This is a genomic window from Tenacibaculum sp. IB213877, assembly GCF_034043975.1.
Lineage (GTDB): Bacteria > Bacteroidota > Bacteroidia > Flavobacteriales > Flavobacteriaceae > Polaribacter.
Window position 1 is genome coordinate 335532 of record NZ_JAXCHH010000006.1, and the last position, 18790, is coordinate 354321.

At 31.6% G+C, this 18790-nt stretch carries 25 protein-coding genes; 11 read left to right on the forward strand and 14 right to left on the reverse strand.

Going from position 1 to position 18790, the window contains the following annotated elements:
• Positions 1–33 precede the first annotated feature (33 nt).
• On the forward strand, positions 34–1017 hold the full coding sequence (locus SLH33_RS09240) for an AraC family transcriptional regulator (protein WP_320418797.1): 984 nt from the start codon (positions 34–36) through the stop codon (positions 1015–1017).
• On the opposite strand, the gene cydB is transcribed toward SLH33_RS09240, so the two are convergent.
• From cydB to SLH33_RS09255, 3 genes are all read right to left on the reverse strand, one after another.
• Complete coding sequence (cydB, locus tag SLH33_RS09245; protein ID WP_320418798.1) at positions 1014–2090, reverse strand: cytochrome d ubiquinol oxidase subunit II; 1077 nt, start codon at positions 2088–2090, stop codon at positions 1014–1016. The two genes, SLH33_RS09240 and cydB, sit on opposite strands and share 4 nt — an antisense overlap.
• 2 nt (positions 2091–2092) lie before the next feature.
• Positions 2093–3424 (reverse strand): cytochrome ubiquinol oxidase subunit I, encoded by a 1332-nt coding sequence (locus SLH33_RS09250; RefSeq protein WP_320418799.1) that lies wholly within the window; start codon positions 3422–3424, stop codon positions 2093–2095.
• Positions 3425–3507: 83 nt separating this feature from the next.
• The gene (locus SLH33_RS09255; protein WP_320418800.1) at positions 3508–3945 is read right to left on the reverse strand and encodes an OsmC family protein; all 438 of its coding nucleotides are present in this window, start codon (positions 3943–3945) and stop codon (positions 3508–3510) included.
• A 111-nt stretch (positions 3946–4056) separates the two neighbouring features.
• On the opposite strand from SLH33_RS09255, the gene SLH33_RS09260 reads away from it, so the two are divergent.
• A complete protein-coding gene (locus SLH33_RS09260) occupies positions 4057–4671 on the forward strand; it encodes a LysE family translocator (RefSeq protein ID WP_320418801.1) in 615 nt (204 codons plus the stop codon).
• Between the two features lie 55 nt (positions 4672–4726).
• Here SLH33_RS09260 and SLH33_RS09265 read toward each other — a convergent pair whose 3' ends face one another.
• The 7 genes from SLH33_RS09265 to SLH33_RS09295 form a co-directional block, all read right to left on the reverse strand.
• A complete protein-coding gene (locus SLH33_RS09265) occupies positions 4727–5443 on the reverse strand; it encodes a peroxiredoxin (protein WP_320418802.1) in 717 nt (238 codons plus the stop codon).
• Positions 5444–5560: 117 nt separating this feature from the next.
• Positions 5561–6151, reverse strand: coding sequence for a methyltransferase (locus tag SLH33_RS09270; RefSeq protein ID WP_320418803.1), 591 nt, complete (start codon positions 6149–6151; stop codon positions 5561–5563).
• A gap of 1 nt (position 6152) precedes the next feature.
• Complete coding sequence (gene trxA, locus SLH33_RS09275; protein WP_320418804.1) at positions 6153–6452, reverse strand: thioredoxin; 300 nt, start codon at positions 6450–6452, stop codon at positions 6153–6155.
• A gap of 3 nt (positions 6453–6455) precedes the next feature.
• A complete protein-coding gene (locus SLH33_RS09280; protein WP_320418805.1) occupies positions 6456–7445 on the reverse strand; it encodes a DUF3365 domain-containing protein in 990 nt (329 codons plus the stop codon).
• A gap of 1 nt (position 7446) precedes the next feature.
• Positions 7447–7788 (reverse strand): rhodanese-like domain-containing protein, encoded by a 342-nt coding sequence (locus SLH33_RS09285; RefSeq protein WP_320418806.1) that lies wholly within the window; start codon positions 7786–7788, stop codon positions 7447–7449.
• 97 nt (positions 7789–7885) lie between these two features.
• Positions 7886–8518, reverse strand: a complete 633-nt coding sequence (locus SLH33_RS09290) for a Crp/Fnr family transcriptional regulator (protein WP_320418807.1) — start codon at positions 8516–8518, stop codon at positions 7886–7888.
• Between the two features lie 50 nt (positions 8519–8568).
• Positions 8569–9156 (reverse strand): riboflavin synthase, encoded by a 588-nt coding sequence (locus tag SLH33_RS09295; RefSeq protein ID WP_320418808.1) that lies wholly within the window; start codon positions 9154–9156, stop codon positions 8569–8571.
• A 57-nt stretch (positions 9157–9213) separates the two neighbouring features.
• Here SLH33_RS09295 and pdxA point away from each other — a divergent pair, with 57 nt between their 5' ends.
• From pdxA to SLH33_RS09340, 9 genes are all read left to right on the forward strand, one after another.
• Positions 9214–10248 (forward strand): 4-hydroxythreonine-4-phosphate dehydrogenase PdxA, encoded by a 1035-nt coding sequence (gene pdxA / locus SLH33_RS09300; RefSeq protein ID WP_320418809.1) that lies wholly within the window; start codon positions 9214–9216, stop codon positions 10246–10248.
• A gap of 73 nt (positions 10249–10321) precedes the next feature.
• Positions 10322–10867 (forward strand): DUF177 domain-containing protein, encoded by a 546-nt coding sequence (locus tag SLH33_RS09305; RefSeq protein ID WP_320418810.1) that lies wholly within the window; start codon positions 10322–10324, stop codon positions 10865–10867.
• 1 nt (position 10868) lies between these two features.
• Positions 10869–11063: a 50S ribosomal protein L32 gene (gene rpmF, locus SLH33_RS09310; protein ID WP_320418811.1), complete on the forward strand. Its 195-nt coding sequence runs from the start codon at positions 10869–10871 to the stop codon at positions 11061–11063.
• Between the two features lie 150 nt (positions 11064–11213).
• A complete protein-coding gene (locus SLH33_RS09315; protein WP_320418812.1) occupies positions 11214–12209 on the forward strand; it encodes a beta-ketoacyl-ACP synthase III in 996 nt (331 codons plus the stop codon).
• Between the two features lie 25 nt (positions 12210–12234).
• Entirely contained in the window at positions 12235–12720 is a 486-nt protein-coding gene (gene accB / locus SLH33_RS09320; RefSeq protein WP_320418813.1) for an acetyl-CoA carboxylase biotin carboxyl carrier protein, read from the forward strand.
• An 89-nt stretch (positions 12721–12809) separates the two neighbouring features.
• On the forward strand, positions 12810–14147 hold the full coding sequence (accC, locus tag SLH33_RS09325) for an acetyl-CoA carboxylase biotin carboxylase subunit (RefSeq protein WP_320418814.1): 1338 nt from the start codon (positions 12810–12812) through the stop codon (positions 14145–14147).
• A gap of 71 nt (positions 14148–14218) precedes the next feature.
• On the forward strand, positions 14219–15457 hold the full coding sequence (locus SLH33_RS09330) for a 3-deoxy-D-manno-octulosonic acid transferase (RefSeq protein WP_320418815.1): 1239 nt from the start codon (positions 14219–14221) through the stop codon (positions 15455–15457).
• Entirely contained in the window at positions 15458–16018 is a 561-nt protein-coding gene (locus tag SLH33_RS09335; protein ID WP_320418816.1) for a YeeE/YedE family protein, read from the forward strand.
• Position 16019: 1 nt separating this feature from the next.
• Positions 16020–16433 carry a YeeE/YedE thiosulfate transporter family protein gene (locus tag SLH33_RS09340; RefSeq protein ID WP_320418817.1) on the forward strand — a complete coding sequence of 138 codons (414 nt, stop codon included), beginning with the start codon at positions 16020–16022 and terminating at the stop codon, positions 16431–16433.
• Here the strand turns inward: SLH33_RS09340 and SLH33_RS09345 are convergent.
• From SLH33_RS09345 to SLH33_RS09360, 4 genes are read right to left on the reverse strand one after another with little or no spacing between them, the layout of a single operon-like run.
• Positions 16430–17032, reverse strand: a complete 603-nt coding sequence (locus SLH33_RS09345; protein WP_320418818.1) for a DUF4230 domain-containing protein — start codon at positions 17030–17032, stop codon at positions 16430–16432. The two genes, SLH33_RS09340 and SLH33_RS09345, sit on opposite strands and share 4 nt — an antisense overlap.
• 52 nt (positions 17033–17084) lie before the next feature.
• Positions 17085–17687, reverse strand: coding sequence for a lipoprotein signal peptidase (locus tag SLH33_RS09350; RefSeq protein WP_320418819.1), 603 nt, complete (start codon positions 17685–17687; stop codon positions 17085–17087).
• 42 nt (positions 17688–17729) lie between these two features.
• Entirely contained in the window at positions 17730–18374 is a 645-nt protein-coding gene (locus SLH33_RS09355; RefSeq protein ID WP_320418820.1) for a hypothetical protein, read from the reverse strand.
• Between the two features lie 32 nt (positions 18375–18406).
• Complete coding sequence (locus SLH33_RS09360) at positions 18407–18787, reverse strand: TraR/DksA family transcriptional regulator (protein ID WP_320418821.1); 381 nt, start codon at positions 18785–18787, stop codon at positions 18407–18409.
• Positions 18788–18790 lie beyond the last annotated feature (3 nt).

Here is an 18790-nt window from a genome sequence, read left to right on the forward strand (position 1 = left end):
CAATAAGCAGTTTAATTAACGCGAAGAGAACAAATGAAAAGTGTGTTAAAAAGTAAAATATTTGATGAAGAAAAGCTCATATTAAAATATACCAAAGATTTTAAATCTGGTTTATTAATTGAGAACACCAAGCACATATCTCAAAACGGAATAAAGGGTACAATTCATTCAATTCAATTAAATGGTGTTTATATAGACAACATAGACATTGAGTTAAAAAATCATTATGAAATAGAAGTTTTACATGATTTTCCTTTGTTTAAACTTCATTTCGAAATAGAAGGCTCAAATAAGTATACTCCATATAACACACTAAGTTTACCCATACAAATACCTAGTGGACATTATAATTTGTTTTATCTACCCGAAGTAAATGGAAAACTAAGCTATCAAACAAAAAAGAGAAAAACTCTTGAAATAAAATTTACAAAAAGCTATATAAAAAAAATATTAGGAAACAGCTATAAAAACACCTTGCAAGACCTTGGTAAATGTATTACTGAACAAAAACCATATGTAATGTGGGAAAAAAGTCTTCCTATTGATGCAAGCATTCACGAAATTATAAATAAAATTAGTACCTGTAACTATCCTTCTCCTATTAAAAAAGCCTTTTTAGAGTCTCTTGTTACAGAACTTTTAACCATGCTTTTTGCAAAAAAATTAAGCACTAAAAAAGAATATGATGTCATTTCAAAAGATGAAATAAAAAAAATTAAACTTGTAGAAAATTATATAAAAGCTAACTATAAGAAGAAAATTACGATTCCTGAACTGGCAACTATTGGAGGTTTAAATACAACCAAATTAAAATATAATTTTAAACATATTTATGCTACCACTATTTTTAAATATATAACACATTTAAGAATGGAAAAAGCAAAAAGTTTAATTATTCATCAAAACTATTCCATTTCTCAAGCTTCTTTAGAGGTGGGTTATAAAAACCCACAGCATTTTACCGTTGCTTTTAAAAAATTATATGGCTATTTACCTAGTAAATTAATTACTAATTAATGCTCTCCGTAGCCTACATTATCCATTTTTCCTTTAAAAACTTTATACTGTATAAAAAAGTAAACTCCTACTAGTAAAGCTGCTATTACAAACCAGTATATACCTACTGATAATCCATATTCATGAGCAGCTACATTATGAATGGTTAGAGAAGGATTAACGGTGTTAGTAGATGGTAATAACTTCGGAAAAATAGATGCCGCTGTTGAAGCAAATCCTCCGGCTAAGAATAATGAGGAGAATAAAAATCCCTGACCATCTTTTTTAAACGTTTTGCTTTTAAATAAGCCAAACAACCCAGTTAAAGTGATAATTGGGAAAATCCATAAAAAAGGTTTTTCAATAAAATTATGAAAAGGTTTAGGCTCAATAATATGCCAAACTAATAGCGAAATGATTACCAAAGCTAAGAGTACAAAATTGAGGTTAAACACTACACTACGTAGTTTTTTGTTTAAATCGGAATTCGTTTTAAAAATAATCCAATTTGCGCCATGTATGGTAAGTGCAACTACCGCCACTAAACCCAATAAAATAGTAAACCAGTCAATAATTCCTTGATGTTCTGCTTGCGGACTAAATGTTGGATTCCATAACGGTAAAAAGAAATAATGTGGCTCGTGTACTGAAACCCCGCTTTCAACCATCCCTAAATTTACACCTCTAACCACATTTCCTAAAGCAATTCCGAAGAAAAGAGCCAATAAAAAACTGGCAATCCCAAAGGCTTTATCCCAAATACTCTCCCACATTCGGTTATGAACTTGTCCTCTTAATTCTAATCCAGTAGCTCTAAAAATTAGCAACCATAACACCATAATTAAGGGCAAATAAAATCCGCTAAAAGAAGAAGCATACAATGTAGGAAAAGCAAAAAACAACACCCCTCCAGCAGCAATCAACCAAACTTCGTTGGCATCCCAAAACGGACCAATAGCATTGGTAATGGCTTTTTTATCTTTTTCTGTTTTTGCAAAAAATAAATGAATAATTCCTGCACCAAAATCATAACCGTCTAAAATTATATAAACGGCTAACATGGTCATTAAAACGATATACCAAAATAACTCCATACCTAATGTTTTATAGTTTCGGGTCCTTTATACACTATTTTACCAGCTAATATTAAAAATAACATCCCTAATAAAAGATACAATCCTATAAACCCTAAAAATGTGAATAATGTATTTCCTGAAGAAACCGTAGGTGAAGCTCCCTCTGAAGTTCGTAATAAATTATAAACCAGCCAAGGTTGTCTGCCTAATTCCGCAGTATACCAACCTGTAGTGTTCGCAATATAAGGGAATGGTATCATAAACATCAACGTCCATAAAATCCAATTGGTTTTGTATAATTTCTTTCTGAAAAGTTGCACAGCAGCAATGAGCATTAAACCAATAAAAATAGTTCCTAAACCCACCATAATGTGATACGCATAATACAGCCCGGGCACATTGGTTGGATACAGTTTTTTATCAAACTCATTCAAACCTTTTATTTCGGCATCCCATTTCTGATATGTTAAAAAGCTTAAAATATTAGGGACTGCTATTTTATTATCCAGTTGCTTATCTTTCATATTAGGTTGACCTATCAAGATAATTTCTGAACCTCCTTTTTCAGTTTCAAAAATACCTTCCATTGCAGCGAAAGTGACCGGTTGATGTTTCACCACATTTTTTGCAGCCAAATCACCTGTTGGAAATGCCACTAAAATAGAAGAGAAAACTCCAAAAATAACGCCAGTTTTTACAAACAATTTTCCAAATTCGTGATGTTTGTTATTTAACAGATAAAAAGCTCCTATAGCAGCCACCACAAAAGAACTCGTTACTAAAGAAGCTGCTTGATTGTGTAAATATGAAGGCCATAGCCACGGATTACTAAATAAAGCTCCGAAGTTGTTCAATACAAACTTTCCGTTTTCTAAAATTTCATATCCCACAGGATATTGCATCCAGGAATGTGTTGCAATGATTAAAAAGCCACTCGCCCAAGAACCAAGAAATACTAAAAACCCAGTCACAAAATGTAATTTATGTCCGAGTAATTTTTCTCCAAACAAAAACAATCCTAAAAAGGACGATTCTAAAAAGAAAGAAAACATACCTTCCATTGCCAAGGTTTGCCCAATAATACCTCCTGTTAATTCAGAGAATTTTGCCCAATTGGTACCAAACTGAAATTCCATAGGAATTCCTGTTACCACACCCATAGCAAAATTGAGCGCAAAGATCTTCATCCAGAATTTTGCTGCATCATTATATTTTACAATTTGAGTGCGTAAAAATTTCCATTTAAAATAGACTATCATTAACGATAAGCCCATGGTTAACTGCGGAAATAAGTAGTGAAAGGTAATCGTAAATGCAAATTGCATACGATCATAAAATAAAGCATCTTCCATTGAAAATGGATTTTAGTTATGTATGTAAATTTCTCTTTAAAAATAATAAAAAAAGACCTCTTAACAGGTCTTTCTTCAAGAATTTAAACAACCTTTATGGTTGGTTCCATGGTTATTTCTGATTTTACAGAATTAGATATTAAACAGGCTTTTTCTGATTTTTCAATCACCTTTAAAGCCAACTCTCTATCTTCTTCTTTTTTAATTTTAATCGTTGGTTTTAAAACAACTTTGCTAATCACATATTTTCTATCAACAACTTCTAGTTTCCCTTCAGCATCCGATTCAAAATCAGCAAAATCTAATTTAAAATTTTCGGCTACTGCCAAAAAAGTAGTCATTAAACAACCATTAATAGCTGCTACAAAATAATGTTCCGGAGACCATACATTTTCAATTCCTTTAGGAAATTCTGGTGGTGTCGCTATTTTTATTTTTTCGTCTAAAACCTCTGATGATAATGTTCCTAATCTATCTTTTTCAAAATTTACTTTTACTTGATAAAAATGTTCTTTTGCCATGTGTTTTAATTTTAAAACAAATTTAACTACCAATAAAATATACGACAGTAACCTGAGTTACATAGTTTTTATTTTAGAATTGTTTTATTTGCAACTGTAATAGCTATTTATATGAATTATTTTTCACCTTTTTTGGTAGGATTTCTAGCCGCTTTTATAGGATTATTGGCTCCTTCTATGCTGAACATGACTTCAGCAAAAACAAGTATTGAAAAAGGTAAAAAAGACGGAATCTTGTTTTCATTAGGTGCTGCTTCTGTGGTATTTATTCAAGGGTTTGTTGCTGTGTTTTTTGCTAAACAATTAATTGAAAATCCTGATATTATTTCAAAGCTTAAAATAGCGGCTATTTTTGTGTTAACTGGATTAGCAATTTTCTTCTTTATACAAGCCAAAAAGAAATTTGATGCTAAAACCAAGCAACGTAAATACGGAAGTTTTTCTACTGGTGTAACCCTTTCTTCTTTAAATATGTTAGCGGTTCCGTTTTATTTAGCTATGGCTACTTTCGCTGAAAGTAAGGGTTGGATGCCAATTGAATTCCCGTTTTCAATAATATATGTATTCGGCGCTGTTTTTGGAGCTTTTTCTTTATTTAGTTTGTATGCTGTTTTTGCAGTATTTATTGCGGAAAGAGTGCAGTTTATAGCTAAAAACATCAACTACATTTTAAGTGCCTTGTTTATTAGTTTAGCAGCGTTTACTGCTACACAGGTACTACTATAAAAAAAGACCGTTTTAAAAAACGGCCTTTCATCAACTAATTAACCTAACTTAAAAATTACTTTTTAAGTATTTCATCTAAAATCAAATCTTTATCTAATTTTTTAGTACAGAAGAACCAATCTTCACACTCTAAATCATCTGTTCCTTGCATACGCTCTTCAGCAACACCACACGAACCTGCTGGTGATATAATTACATCTTTACCTGGTTCCCAATCGGCAGGAGTTGCTACCCCAAATTTATCTGAAGTTTGCATTGCAATAAGCGCTCTATAAATTTCATCAAAGTTTCTACCTAAGCTTAATGGATAGTATATAATTGCTCTTACGGTTCCTTCCGGATCTATAAAAAACACAGCTCTCACCGCTTGCGTTTTATGCTCTCCCGGTTGAATCATACCGTATTTTTTAGCGACATTCATTGTAATATCTTCAATCAACGGGAATTTCACTTCAATGTTTTCCATTCCTTTGAACTTAATTTTATCTTTTATGGTACGCAACCAAGCTATATGACTGTACAACCCATCAACCGACAATCCTACCAATTTACAATTGGCTTTTTCAAATTTTTCTTCTAAATGTGCAAAAGTCATAAACTCTGAAGTACATACCGGAGTAAAATCTGCCGGATGACTAAAAAGTATTGCCCAATTTCCTTTATAATCTGACGGAAAATTGATTTCACCTTGTGTTGTTACTGCTTTAAATTCTGGCGCTTTATCGCCAATTCTTGGCATTGAAAAGGTTTCTTGAATTTGAGTAGTTTCCATAATTTATACGTTTTATTTGTTATTATTATTTCGTATAAAATTACACTGTTAATCAAGCAATTACTGTAACAATTGTTACGGAGAACATACTAAAAATTTATGCTGTATAAAGATTTTTTATAGTTGTTTTTTAATGAGTTTTACAAACAGCTCCATTCCTTGTCTTGCTCCTGATGAATTGTAACATTCATCCATAACCTCAACTTTAAAATAAGGTTCAAAAATTTGTACATATTCTTTTTTACAACCTCCAAAAGGTGGATGGTCTTCATTGAGTTTTGCATCAAACATTAATCCAACTAATTTACCTCCATCTACAAGAAGTTGATGCATTTTTTGAGCGTATTGTTGGCGTAAATTAGGATCTAAAGCACAGAAGAAAGTTTGTTCTATAATGATATCAAAAGCATCATTCAGATTAAAAAAATCATCATGAATAATGTGATCTTTAGGAAAAGTAGGAATTCGTTGCTGTATTCTTTCTACCGCTTCTTTTGCAATATCTATTACATAAACATTGGTAAAACCTTTATTATGCAAATATTCTGCTTCGTAAGAATTTCCTCCTCCAGGAATTAAAATTTTTAAGTTTTTGTCTTCTAACTGATCAAAATAAGTTTTTAAAGGCAAAGAAATTTCGCCTAAATCCCAACCTATTTTATTGGTTTTATATTTCTGGTTCCAGAATTCCTCTGTTAAATCAATCATATTAATTTTTATGTTGATTGATAATATTTATAATATCATTTTTTTGCAGCATTCCTGATTGACGCCACAACATTTTTCCTTTTTGAAAAAGCATAAACGTTGGCACTCCTCTAATACCGTATTGTGCTGCTAGTTTTGGGTTTTTATCGATATTAATTTTTATAATACTTGCTGAATCTCCTAATGCTTCTTTTGCTTCTTTTAAAATAGGATTCATCATTTTACATGGTTGGCACCAATCAGCAAAAAAATCAATAAAAACTGGCTTCTCTTGATTAATAATTTCTGTAAAAGATGACATAATTTATTGTTTCTTAAACGTTATATTCCAAATTCCTCTCACTTGATCTACGTCATAACCTTTAGCATTATCGTTTGGATACAAGTGAGCTAATTCTTTTAACACAGTAGGTTGAATTTGCTCGTTAGGTTTACCATGACATTGTAAACACATTGAGTTGGTTACTATTGGGTAGTAAAACTGTACTTTTCCGTTAGCTTCTTCAACCACAGGCTCAATAGTTTTGTTATTACTTACTATTTCTTTGTATTGATTGATAATTTTAATTTCTTTTTGAGTGGCTGTGTTTTTTGGGTTTCTCGGTTTATCAGACACTCTTTTAATGGCAGCATTAAACGTTGTTGCCATACTATCAGTCAACGAATACGCTTTTTCATTACAGAACTTTAGCGCTTCTAAAGTTCCTTTTTTTTGAATGGTACCCATTAAATTTTGTCCTAATACTTTTTTAGTTCCTAAAGCATATTCTAAACCTATATCAGCCGCTGATTTGGTTTCTTTAGCTGTAGCTACTTTTCCTGTATTAATATACGATTTTCCTTGCATTTCTTGCCAATGCTCTTTAAACCAGTCTGGTTCTTCAATTTGATAATCGTATATATACTCAGCTATTAACTTTATATCCTCTTCTTTGTAATTCTGTTTTGGCATCACTCCAAAACGTCTTACAGCACCAAACATAATTGCTTTATCTTTTGTGGGTTTAGTAACAAAATCAACAAACTTTTTAGTAAACTCTTCTTTGGTTGTGTTAGCATCAACATAATGTGCTTTTACCGCAATCATTGGAGGTGCAATTCTATCATCATGTGATGCGGTTGGACTATGACAAAGAAAACATTGGGTCTTTATTAATTTTTTACCCGGATGTACTTTTTGTTCAGCAACTTTTTCTTGCTTTTTTGTTGAAGTTGACTCGTATTTCTCTTTTTTAGAGTTACAGCTCAGTAAAAAAGAAAAGGATAAAACAGTAAGTATGGCTAGCTTTTTCATATTATTTCCAATTTAAAATACCTCCTTGTAGATCGTAAATTTGCTCGAATCCCATTTTAGAAATGATCCTTGAAGCACTTCTACTTCTATTACCCGATCTGCAATAAATATATACTGGTTTATTTTTATCTAGTTTCTCAAAACTGGCTCTAAAGTTTTGTGGTTGATAAAAATCAATGTTTACTGCTCCTTTTATATGTCCGGTTTTATATTCTCCTTTAGAACGAACATCTACTAATTGTACTTTAGGTTTAGAAATAGCTTTTTTAAAATCTTCTCTTGTTAAAACCTCTACGTTAGGGTTTTGAAATAAATTTCCGAATAATAATTTAAAAATTGACATATTTTATCTTCAATTGTTTTTGGTATGCTAAATTATTGAGTTTACAAAGCCATTACAGTAACAATAGTTACATAAAAAAACCTGCACAAGGCAGGTTTTATAAATCAATTACTTCAATTGAGTTACGGTGTAATTGTATTTTTCCTAATTTTTCTAATTTCTTTAGTAATCTTGAAATTACTACTCTTGAGGTGTGCATTTCATAAGCTATTTCTTGATGTGTGTTTTGAATGGTATTATCTTTGGTTACTCGTTTTTTTTCTTTTAAATACCCTATTAAACGTTCATCCATTTTATCAAAAGCAATACTATCTATAGTTTCAAAGAGCTCATTTATTCTATTATTATAACTATCAAACACAAAATTTCTCCATGATTTATATTTGGCCGACCATTGCTCCATTTTATTAACCGGAATCATAATCAACTCTGTATCTATTTCGGCAATGGCTCTAATTTTACTTTGCTGGTTACCTAAGCAACAGGTCATAGTCATTGAACAGGTGTCTCCTCTTTCTAAATAATACAGCAACAATTCATCTCCGTCTTCATCTTCACGTAAAATTTTTATAGCTCCGGATATTAAAAGCGGAATTGACTTGATATAACTTCCTATTTCAATTAATTTATCGCCTTTTTGTACTTCTTTGTATACACCAACTTCCGCAATTTCATCTAATAATTCTTTTTCAAAAATATGACCGTAGCTTTGTTGTATTTTTTCTTTCAATTGTTTTTGGTTTTATAAAAAGTAGTGTAATTTACTATTTTAAATTGATTTTATTTTAGCTCGGTTAGTCGAGCAACATACTTACCAATTACATCAAACTCTAGGTTTACTTTAGTTCCTATTTTAAAATTTTTGAAAGTAGTATGCTCTAAAGTATACGGTATAATAGCTACACTGAATTCATTTTTTTTAGAATTTACAACCGTTAAGCTTACTCCGTTTACAGTTATGGATCCTTTTTCTATAGTAACATTGTTGTTATTAGAATTGTATTGAAATGTAAAAACTGTACTTCCGTTTTCATCTTTTATTGATTTACAAACTCCCGTTTCATCCACATGACCTTGTACAATATGTCCATCCAATCTATCTCCTAACTTCATGGCTCTTTCTAGGTTTATTTTATCTCCTAGCTCTAAACTTTCAATGTTTGTCTTATCTAAAGTTTCTTTAATTGCTGTAACCGTATATTCGTCATTATTAATAGCCACTACAGTTAAACAAACCCCATTATGAGCAACGCTTTGGTCTATTTTAAGTTCATTAGTAATATCGCTTTTAACAGTAATGTGTAAATTTTCTTGATCTTTCTTTAAGTTAATAACCTCTCCAAGAGTTTCAATAATTCCTGTAAACATTCTCTAAATTTTAGTTACTTTTGTTTGCATCAAAAATACGATATTACTCAAGTATATATGGAGAAATCAAGTAAAATTATTGTTGGAATATCAATAGGAGATATTAACGGAATCGGTTTAGAAATCATCTTAAAAACATTTGAAGACAAAAGGATGTTAGATTTCTGTACCCCTGTTTTATTTGGATCCTCAAAAGTGGTATCATATCATAAAAAATTACTTGGTTCTGAAACCAACATTCATGGTATTCATAGTGCAGATAAGACAGTACATGGCAAAATTAACTTGGTAAATGCTTGGAAAGAAGATGTAAATATAGATCTAGGAAAAATTACTCCAGAAGGTGGTAAATATGCGTTAAAATCTTTAGCAGCTGCTGCAGACGCTTTAAAAAACAAGACTATTGATCTTTTAATAACTGCACCTATTAACAAAGAAAACATCCAATCAGATGAATTTCATTTTCCTGGACACACAGAATATTTAGAAGAGCATTTTAACGGAAAAAGCTTAATGATATTAATGACCGATGAATTGCGAATCGGATTAATAACAGGTCACATACCTGTATCTCATGTTGCAGAAGCCATAACCCCTGAACTAATTAAGGAAAAAGTTGAAATTATGCATCGTTCTTTATATCAAGATTTCAATATAAACAAACCAAAAATTGCAGTGTTAGGTTTGAATCCTCATTGTGGAGATAAAGGTGTAATAGGAAAAGAAGATGATGAAATTATTAGACCAACTATTACCGAAATTAAAGAAACTGGTAAACTTGTGTTTGGTCCTTATGCTGCGGATGGTTTTTTTGGATCAAAAACCTATAAACAATTTGACGGAGTATTAGCCATGTATCACGATCAAGGTTTAGCACCATTCAAAGCTTTATCATTTGGTAACGGAGTGAATTTTACTGCAGGTTTAGAGGTTGTAAGAACTTCTCCAGACCACGGAACAGGTTATGATATTGCAGGAAAAAACATTGCAAATTCTGATTCTTTTGAAGAAGCTTTATTTGCTGCAATTAAAATTTATAGGAATCGGAATGAGCTTTTAGAACTTGAAGCTAACGCCCTAAAAACGAAATAGTTTATTTTTTTTTTACAATACTGTAAAATAAAAACATTTTTTATATCTTTGCACGCTCAAATTGATGTTGATAATGAAAGACTTTAAACAATTTAACATCCCTTATATAGGTTTAAAAGAAGGAAGTCATACATTTGAATATCATATTGATAAAAAGTTCTTTGACGCATTTCAGTTTGATGAATTTAATGATGTAGACGCAACCGTAACAATCAATTTTGTTAAAAAAAGCACTTTGTTAGAGCTTTCTTTTAATGTAAAAGGCACAGTTAATGTTCCTTGCGATGTTACCTCAGAACCTTATAACCAAGAGGTTAATGGAAATTTTCCATTAGTAGTTAAATTTGGCACTGAATTTAATGATGAAAACGAAGAAATATTAGTGTTGCCTTATGAGGAATACCAATTAAATGTAGCACAGTATATTTATGAATTGATTATTTTATCAGTTCCTTCCAAAAGAGTACATCCACAAGTTTTAGATGGCACTATGGAATCTGATACGTTAAAGAAATTACAAGAATTAGAGATTAAAGAAGAAAAATTTGTTGAAAAAAATGATTCAACAGACCCAAGATGGGATAAATTAAAGGATTTACTAACAGGAAAAAACACATAAAATGGCACATCCAAAGAGAAAAATATCTAAGACTAGAAGAGACAAGAGAAGAACTCACTATAAAGCTTCTGTACCTCAAATAGCTACAGATCCAACAACAGGTGAGGCACATTTATATCATAGAGCTCACTGGCATGAAGGTAAGTTATATTACCGTGGTCAAGTAGTTATTGATGCTACTGTAGCTGAAGCTTAGAAAGAAATTTTAAAAAGTACCAAAATCTCTCAAATTTGAGAGATTTTTCTGTTTTTACGTCAAAAACTTTCGTTTTTGGCGTTTTTTTCATCTTAAAGTGATAAAAAAATCACTACTTTTGGAAACTAGTTTTTACAAAAACAAGCAAACATGACTAAAACAACTGCAGCCATATCCGCAGTAGGAAAATATCTTCCAGAATATATTTTATCCAATAAAGAATTGGAAACCATGGTGGACACCAATGATGAATGGATAACCACCAGAACAGGAATAAAAGAAAGAAGAATCTTAAAAGAGAAAGGTGAAGGAACCTCTTTCATGGCTATCAAAGCAGCTGAAGATTTAATTCAAAAATCAGGAATAAACCCAGAAGAAATTGATGCTGTTATAGTAGCTACAGCTACTCCAGATATGCCTGTAGCATCTACCGCAGTTTATACCGCTTCAAAAATTGGCGCTACAAATGCTTTTGCCTTTGATTTGCAAGCTGCATGCTCAAGCTTTTTATATGGAATGTCAGTAGCATCTAGCTACATTGAGTCTGGCAGATACAAAAAAGTATTATTAATTGGTGCCGATAAAATGTCATCAATTATTGATTACACAGACCGAGCAACTTGTATTATTTTTGGTGATGGTGCTGGTGCAGTACTATTTGAACCTAACAATGAAGGTTTAGGCTTACAAGATGAATTTTTACGAAGTGATGGTGTAGGTAGAGAATTCTTAAAAATTGATGCTGGTGGTTCTATTTTACCTCCATCAGAAGAAACGGTAAAAAACAAACAACATTTTGTACATCAAGAAGGAAGAACCGTTTTTAAATTTGCGGTTTCTAACATGGCAGATGTATCAGAAAAAATGCTCACTCGAAATAATTTAACCAAAGAAGATATTCATTGGTTAGTTCCACATCAAGCCAATAAAAGAATTATTGAAGCAACTGCTGATAGAGTTGGCTTAGAAAGTGATAAGGTAATGATGAATATTCATAAATATGGAAATACAACATCAGCTACCCTACCATTGCTATTGAATGACTACGAAAAAGAACTTAAAAAAGGAGATAATTTAATTTTTGCCGCATTTGGAGGTGGCTTCACTTGGGGAGCTATTTATTTAAAATGGGCTTATAATTCTTAGACAATCAACTATAATTTAAAACAATATGGACATTAAAGAAATCCAAAATCTTATTAAGTTCGTAGCCAAATCTGGCGCTAGTGAAGTAAAGCTAGAAATGGACGATGTAAAAATTACCATCAAAACTGGTAGTGATTCTCCAGAAACCACTATTATTCAAGCAGCTCCAATGCAAGCTGCTCCACAAATGGTAGCGCCTGCACCTGTAGCACAACCTACAGCAACAGAACCTGCTCCTTCTGCTTCTGCCCCTGCAGAAGACAACTCTAAATTTGTTACAATAAAATCACCAATCATTGGTACTTTTTATAGAAGACCTTCACCAGACAAACCTTTATTTGTAGAAGTAGGAAAAGAAATAAAAGCTGGTGATACTGTTTGTATTATTGAAGCAATGAAATTATTTAACGAAATTGAATCTGAAGTATCAGGTAAAATCGTTAAAATACTAGTGGATGACTCATCTCCTGTAGAGTTTGATCAACCATTATTTTTAGTAGATCCATCATAATTTTTTGGTTTAGAAGTTTACAGTTTAAAAGTTTGGCTATGCTAAACCCATAAACTACTAAACCCAATAAACTCATAAACTAAAAAGATATGTTTAAAAAAATATTAATTGCCAATAGAGGTGAAATTGCGCTGCGCGTAATTAGAACCTGTAAAGAAATGGGCATTAAAACTGTAGCTGTTTACTCAAAAGCAGATGCAGAGAGCTTACACGTTCGTTTTGCCGATGAAGCTGTATGCATTGGTCCTGCACCAAGTAGTGAGTCATACTTGAAAATGGACAGAATTATTGCTGCTGCAGAAATAACTAATGCTGATGCTATTCATCCAGGATATGGTTTCTTATCTGAAAATGCAAAGTTTTCTAAACTTTGTGAAGAACATGAAATCAAATTTATCGGTGCTTCTGCTGAAATGATTTCAAAAATGGGAGACAAAGCTACTGCCAAAGCAACAATGATTGCTGCTGGTGTACCTTGTATTCCTGGTTCTGAAGGGATTTTAGAGGATTATGAAGAAGCAGAAAAAATAGCTGTTGATATGGGATTCCCTGTCATGTTAAAAGCAACTGCTGGTGGTGGTGGTAAAGGGATGCGTGCTGTTTGGAAAAAAGAAAACCTTAAAGATGCATGGGATTCTGCTCGTATGGAAGCAAAAGCTGCTTTTGGTAACGACGGAATGTACATGGAAAAATTAATTGAAGAGCCACGACATATTGAAATTCAAGTAGTAGGTGATGCTTATGGTAAAGCATGTCACTTATCTGAAAGAGATTGTTCGGTACAACGTCGTCATCAAAAATTAACAGAAGAAACACCTTCTCCATTCATGACCGATGAATTACGTAATGCAATGGGAGAAGCTGCTGTTAAAGCTGCTGAATATATTAAATATGAAGGTGCTGGTACAGTAGAATTTTTGGTTGATAAACACCGTAACTTCTACTTTATGGAAATGAATACACGTATTCAGGTAGAACATCCAATTACAGAAGAAGTAGTAGATTACGATTTAATCCGTGAGCAAATTTTAGTAGCTGCAGGTGTACCAATTTCTGGTAAAAACTATACACCACAATTACATTCAATTGAATGTAGAATAAACGCAGAAGATCCTTACAACGGATTTAGACCTGCTCCTGGAAAAATCATTTCATACCATGCTCCAGGAGGTCATGGTGTACGCGTAGATACGCATGTATACGCAGGTTATATGATTCCGCCTAACTACGATTCTATGATTTCAAAATTAATTGTTACAGCACAGACACGTGAAGAAGCAATTAACAAAATGAAACGTGCTTTAGATGAGTATGTTATTGAGGGCGTAAAAACTACCATTCCTTTCCACAGACAGTTAATGGATCACCCAGATTATGTTGCGGGTAATTATACAACCAAGTTTATGGAAGATTTTGAAATGGAATAACATTTTAATTCATATTACTAAAAAATCAGTGAACTTTTTCACTGATTTTTTTATTTTATACCTTCGTAACAATGAGTTTTTTATACAACATCGCAATTCATATTGCTTCTTTTTTACTTCCAATAGTAGCTATATTTAATAAAAAAATAAAGCTATTTGTTAATGGTAGAAAAGAAACTTTTTCAAAATTAAGCAGTATTTCTCCTTCCGATAAAGTCTTTTGGTTTCACGCGGCATCCTTAGGTGAGTTTGAACAAGGCAGACCCATTATTGAACGGTTAAAAAAACTGTTTCCTAATCATAAAATTGTAGTTACTTTTTTTTCTCCTTCAGGATATGAAATTAGAAAGAACTACAACCTTGCAGATGTGGTTTGCTACTTACCTTTAGACACGCCTTCTAATGTAAAAAAGTTCATACAAAAAGTACATCCTGACATGGCTGTTATTATTAAATATGAGTTTTGGCCGAATCTTTTAAAGGAGCTTAAAAGAACACAAACGAAAACCATTTTAGTATCAGGGATTTTCAGGAAGGAACAATTATTTTTTAAATCCTCTGGAAGTTGGATGCGTAAATCCTTACAATCCTTTGATTATTTTTTTGTTCAAAATGAAGAATCTAAAAAACTATTACACTCAATAAGCCTTTCAAACGTAACGGTTTCAGGAGACACTCGTTTTGACCGTGTATATGAAATCTTACAACAAGATAATTCTCTTGATTTTATTGAAGAATTCAAAAATGACACTTATACCATAGTGGCGGGTAGTACATGGAAAGAAGATGAAGAACTGATTGTGAATTACATCAATAATTCATCTTCTGAAAACGAAAAATTCATCATCGCTCCACATAATATCAATCCGAAACAAATTCAGCAATTACAACAATCTATCCATAAAAAAACAGTCCTTTTTTCTGATAAAGAAGATAAAAGTTTAAAAGAGTATCAAGTCTTTATTATTGACACCATTGGTATTTTGACTAAAATTTATTCGTATGCCAATGTTGCTTATGTAGGTGGTGGCTTAGCTACTGGTTTACATAATATTTTGGAGCCAGCAACCTTTGGCATTCCAGTAGTTTTTGGCGGTAATAAGCATCAAAAATTTAATGAAGCTATAGATTTGATATCGTTAAATGGAGCTAAAACAGTAACTAATAAAGAAGAATTTTCTTCTATCTTTGTAAGCTTAAAAAATCAACCTGATATGCGCCATACTATGGGAAAAATCAACAAACAGTATGTTGAACAACAAATTGGCGCTACAAATAGTATTGTTGATTATATAAATAATAACCTTTAAATGGATTTTATATTACAACCATGGCCTTGGTATGTGGCTGGACCACTTATTGCTTTAACCTTGTTCCTATATTTTTTCTTCGGAAAAAACTTTGGAGTATCTAGCAATTTTGAAACTATTTGTTCAATAGTTGGTATGCATAAGTTTTGCAATTATTTTGAAGACAACTGGAAAAAGAAAAAAGAAGGATTATTTTTTTTGGTTGGATTAATTGTTGGTGGAACAATTGCTGCTAACTTCTTAATTCCATCTCAAGTAATTGATCTAAATCCGAAAACCATTGAAGAACTTACTTCTTTAGGTTTTAAAAATGCTGGTAATTCATTTTTACCTGATGAAATTTATGGTTTAGATACTGTATTAACTTTTAAAGGATTTATGATGCTTATTGGGTCAGGATTTTTAATTGGTTTTGGTACGCGTTATGCTGGTGGTTGTACATCTGGACACGCTATAACTGGTATAAGTAGTTTACAATTGCCTTCTTTATTAGCTACTATTGGTTTTTTTATAGGAGGTTTACTAATGACTTGGGTTTTAATTCCTTTAATTTTTGGTTAGTATGAAAAATGTAAGGTTTTTACTTTTAGGTATTTTCTTTGGAATTGTATTGAGTAAAGCTGAAATAATTTCTTGGTATAGAATTTATGAAATGTTTAAATTTCAATCTTTTCATATGTATGGTATTATAGGTTCTGCTATTGCTATTTCAGCAGTATTAATGTACTTGTTTAAGAAGAAAACCATTAAAGATATTGACGGGAATGCAATTCAACCAAAAGCAAAGGAAAAAGGATTTATAAGAACGTTATTAGGAGGAAGTATTTTTGGTTTAGGCTGGGCATTATCTGGTGCCTGTGTAGCTCCTGTTTTTGTGCTATTAGGGTTTAATCCTTTACCGGCAATTATCATAATTGTAGGTGCAGTTTTAGGTTCTATGGTATACGGAATATTACATAAAAAACTACCTCACTAGTATTTGAGTATTTGTTTTTCTATGAGTGTTAGCTCAGTATTATTAACCACTTTCCATTGATAGATTTTAGAGAGTTGATAAATTTTAGAAAGCTCTTCAAACAATCGGGTTTTGGCATCGTCTTTTAACTTGGTAACTTCAATGGTTTCTTTAATTCTTTCAATAGCCTTATCATTAAGTTGATTTAATTCATCTTTAGTAAAAGTATTAAACCTACTTTGCTCTAAATCAAAATACTTTATATCCGGACTTATGACTACTTCTTCTTCAGGTATTTTATTAATAATGATTTCTTTTTGAATGCTATCTATTTGGATATCTAACTGAGATAGATCATAACCAACTTCAACCTTTGCATTTACAGAAAGAATTGCCTTTTTTTGAAATTGAAAGTAATCGTAAAAATATTTTTTGGTATCCGAGAAACTATACATTTGCGAGTAATTACCTTCTGTAACTACCAATTTACTTAAGTTTTTAATGCTATGAAGCATTACTTTTACTTCTTCTTGTTGATGTTTTTGTTCCTTTTGCTCATAAAAAAGCTTACCAAGTAACAACCCCAGTAAAAAAATAGCAGCGTATTTTAAGTATCTCATCCTATAGTTTTAATGCAAGTTACTAAAAAACTATACAGTAAATACTTATGATTTATTCTTTAGGAAAGGCTTGCTTGTGAAAAATAAATAGCAAAATTACCCCAATGGTAATCCAACTGTCTGCTCCGTTAAAAATAGCATTGAAAAAAGTAAATGGTTGTCCGCCCCAAATAGGCAACCAGTTGGGTAAAATTCCTTCCCACATCGGAAAATAAAGCATATCCACTACCTTACCATGAAATAAGTGTCCGTATGGTTCTTCTGCAAAAAGAGTGGCTAATTTGCCTCTTGAAGAATCAAAAATTACTCCGTAAAAAATAGAATCAATAATATTACCCACAGCTCCCGATAAGATTAAAGCAATAGCAACTACAACTCCATTATGTGTACGTTTTTTTATGGTTTGCCATAACCAATACACAATACCTATTACAGCAGTAACCCTAAAAAGAGTTAAAAATAATTTTCCTGCTCTTCCGCCAAATTCAAATCCCCATGCCATTCCATTATTTTCAGTAAAATGAATGATAAACCAATTGGGAAAAATCACCACTTCTTCTCCTAACATAAAGTGGGTTTTTACATATATTTTACTTATTTGATCTATCAATATTGCTAAAACAACAGTAAGTATGGCTAGATTCTTTTTTGACATATTTTTAGTTTAATAGCAGCAAAAATAAGAAAAGTATTGAGTTTATTGAGTGGTTAACACAACATTAGCATTAATTGAGTTTAACTCAAACTTTTTATTCTCTGAAGAGGATAGTTGATGATAGCTTTTTTGATGTTTTTTATGGTTAATTAGTATATTTCCATTGGTAGAAGTGATATGGATTGTAGCGTTCTTAACGGTAGCATATACATTGCCTTGAAATAGCTTTGCAGTAACATTTCCTTGAACTGTATTAAGATTGATAAATCCTTTATCAATATAAATATTGATATCTCCTTTGTAATTTTTAGAAATAACACCAATGTTTGTACCGTAAACCACTATTTCTTTATTTTGAGGAATTTTTACAATTGCTGAAGCTCTGTTGAGTCTTTTAGTAATAAACTTTCTAAAAACTACTGATTCATCTTCAAGAAAATTAAGTTTAAAGTTAATTTTTAAAATTTTATCACTTTCACTCGTTGTAATATAATGCGAATTTGGATTTTCATCAAATAAACTCACATCAATCATATCATTTTCGGAGTTTAAAATTTGGATTTCATCAAGTCCGGAAGTATATAACTCAATGAAATTTGCTGTAGTTTGCCACTGCTTTTTATGGGTTTGTTGCCCAAACAGATTCAAACACAACATCAATAAAAAAAGAAATTGAACTTGTTTCATAAACAAAAAAGCTTCCTTACAGGAAGCTTTAGTTATTGTTTTCTTTTTGCCTCAATACTTAAAGTGGCATGAGGTACTAATTTTAATCTTTCTTTTTGAATTAACTTACCGGTAACTCTACATATACCATAAGTTTTGTTTTCAATACGAATTAAAGCGTTCTTTAAATCGCGAATAAACTTTTCTTGTCTAATAGCTAATTGCATATTTGCTTCTTTAGACATAGTGTCTGTTCCTTCTTCAAATGATTTGAAGGTAGGAGACGTATCATCTGTTCCATTATCAGAACCATTCTTATAAGTTGATTGTAATAGTTCAAGGTCTTCCTCAGCTCTTTCAATCTTTTTTAAGATAATTTCTTTAAACTCTTGTAAATCACTATCAGAGTATCTTACTTTAACATCTTCTGTCATAAT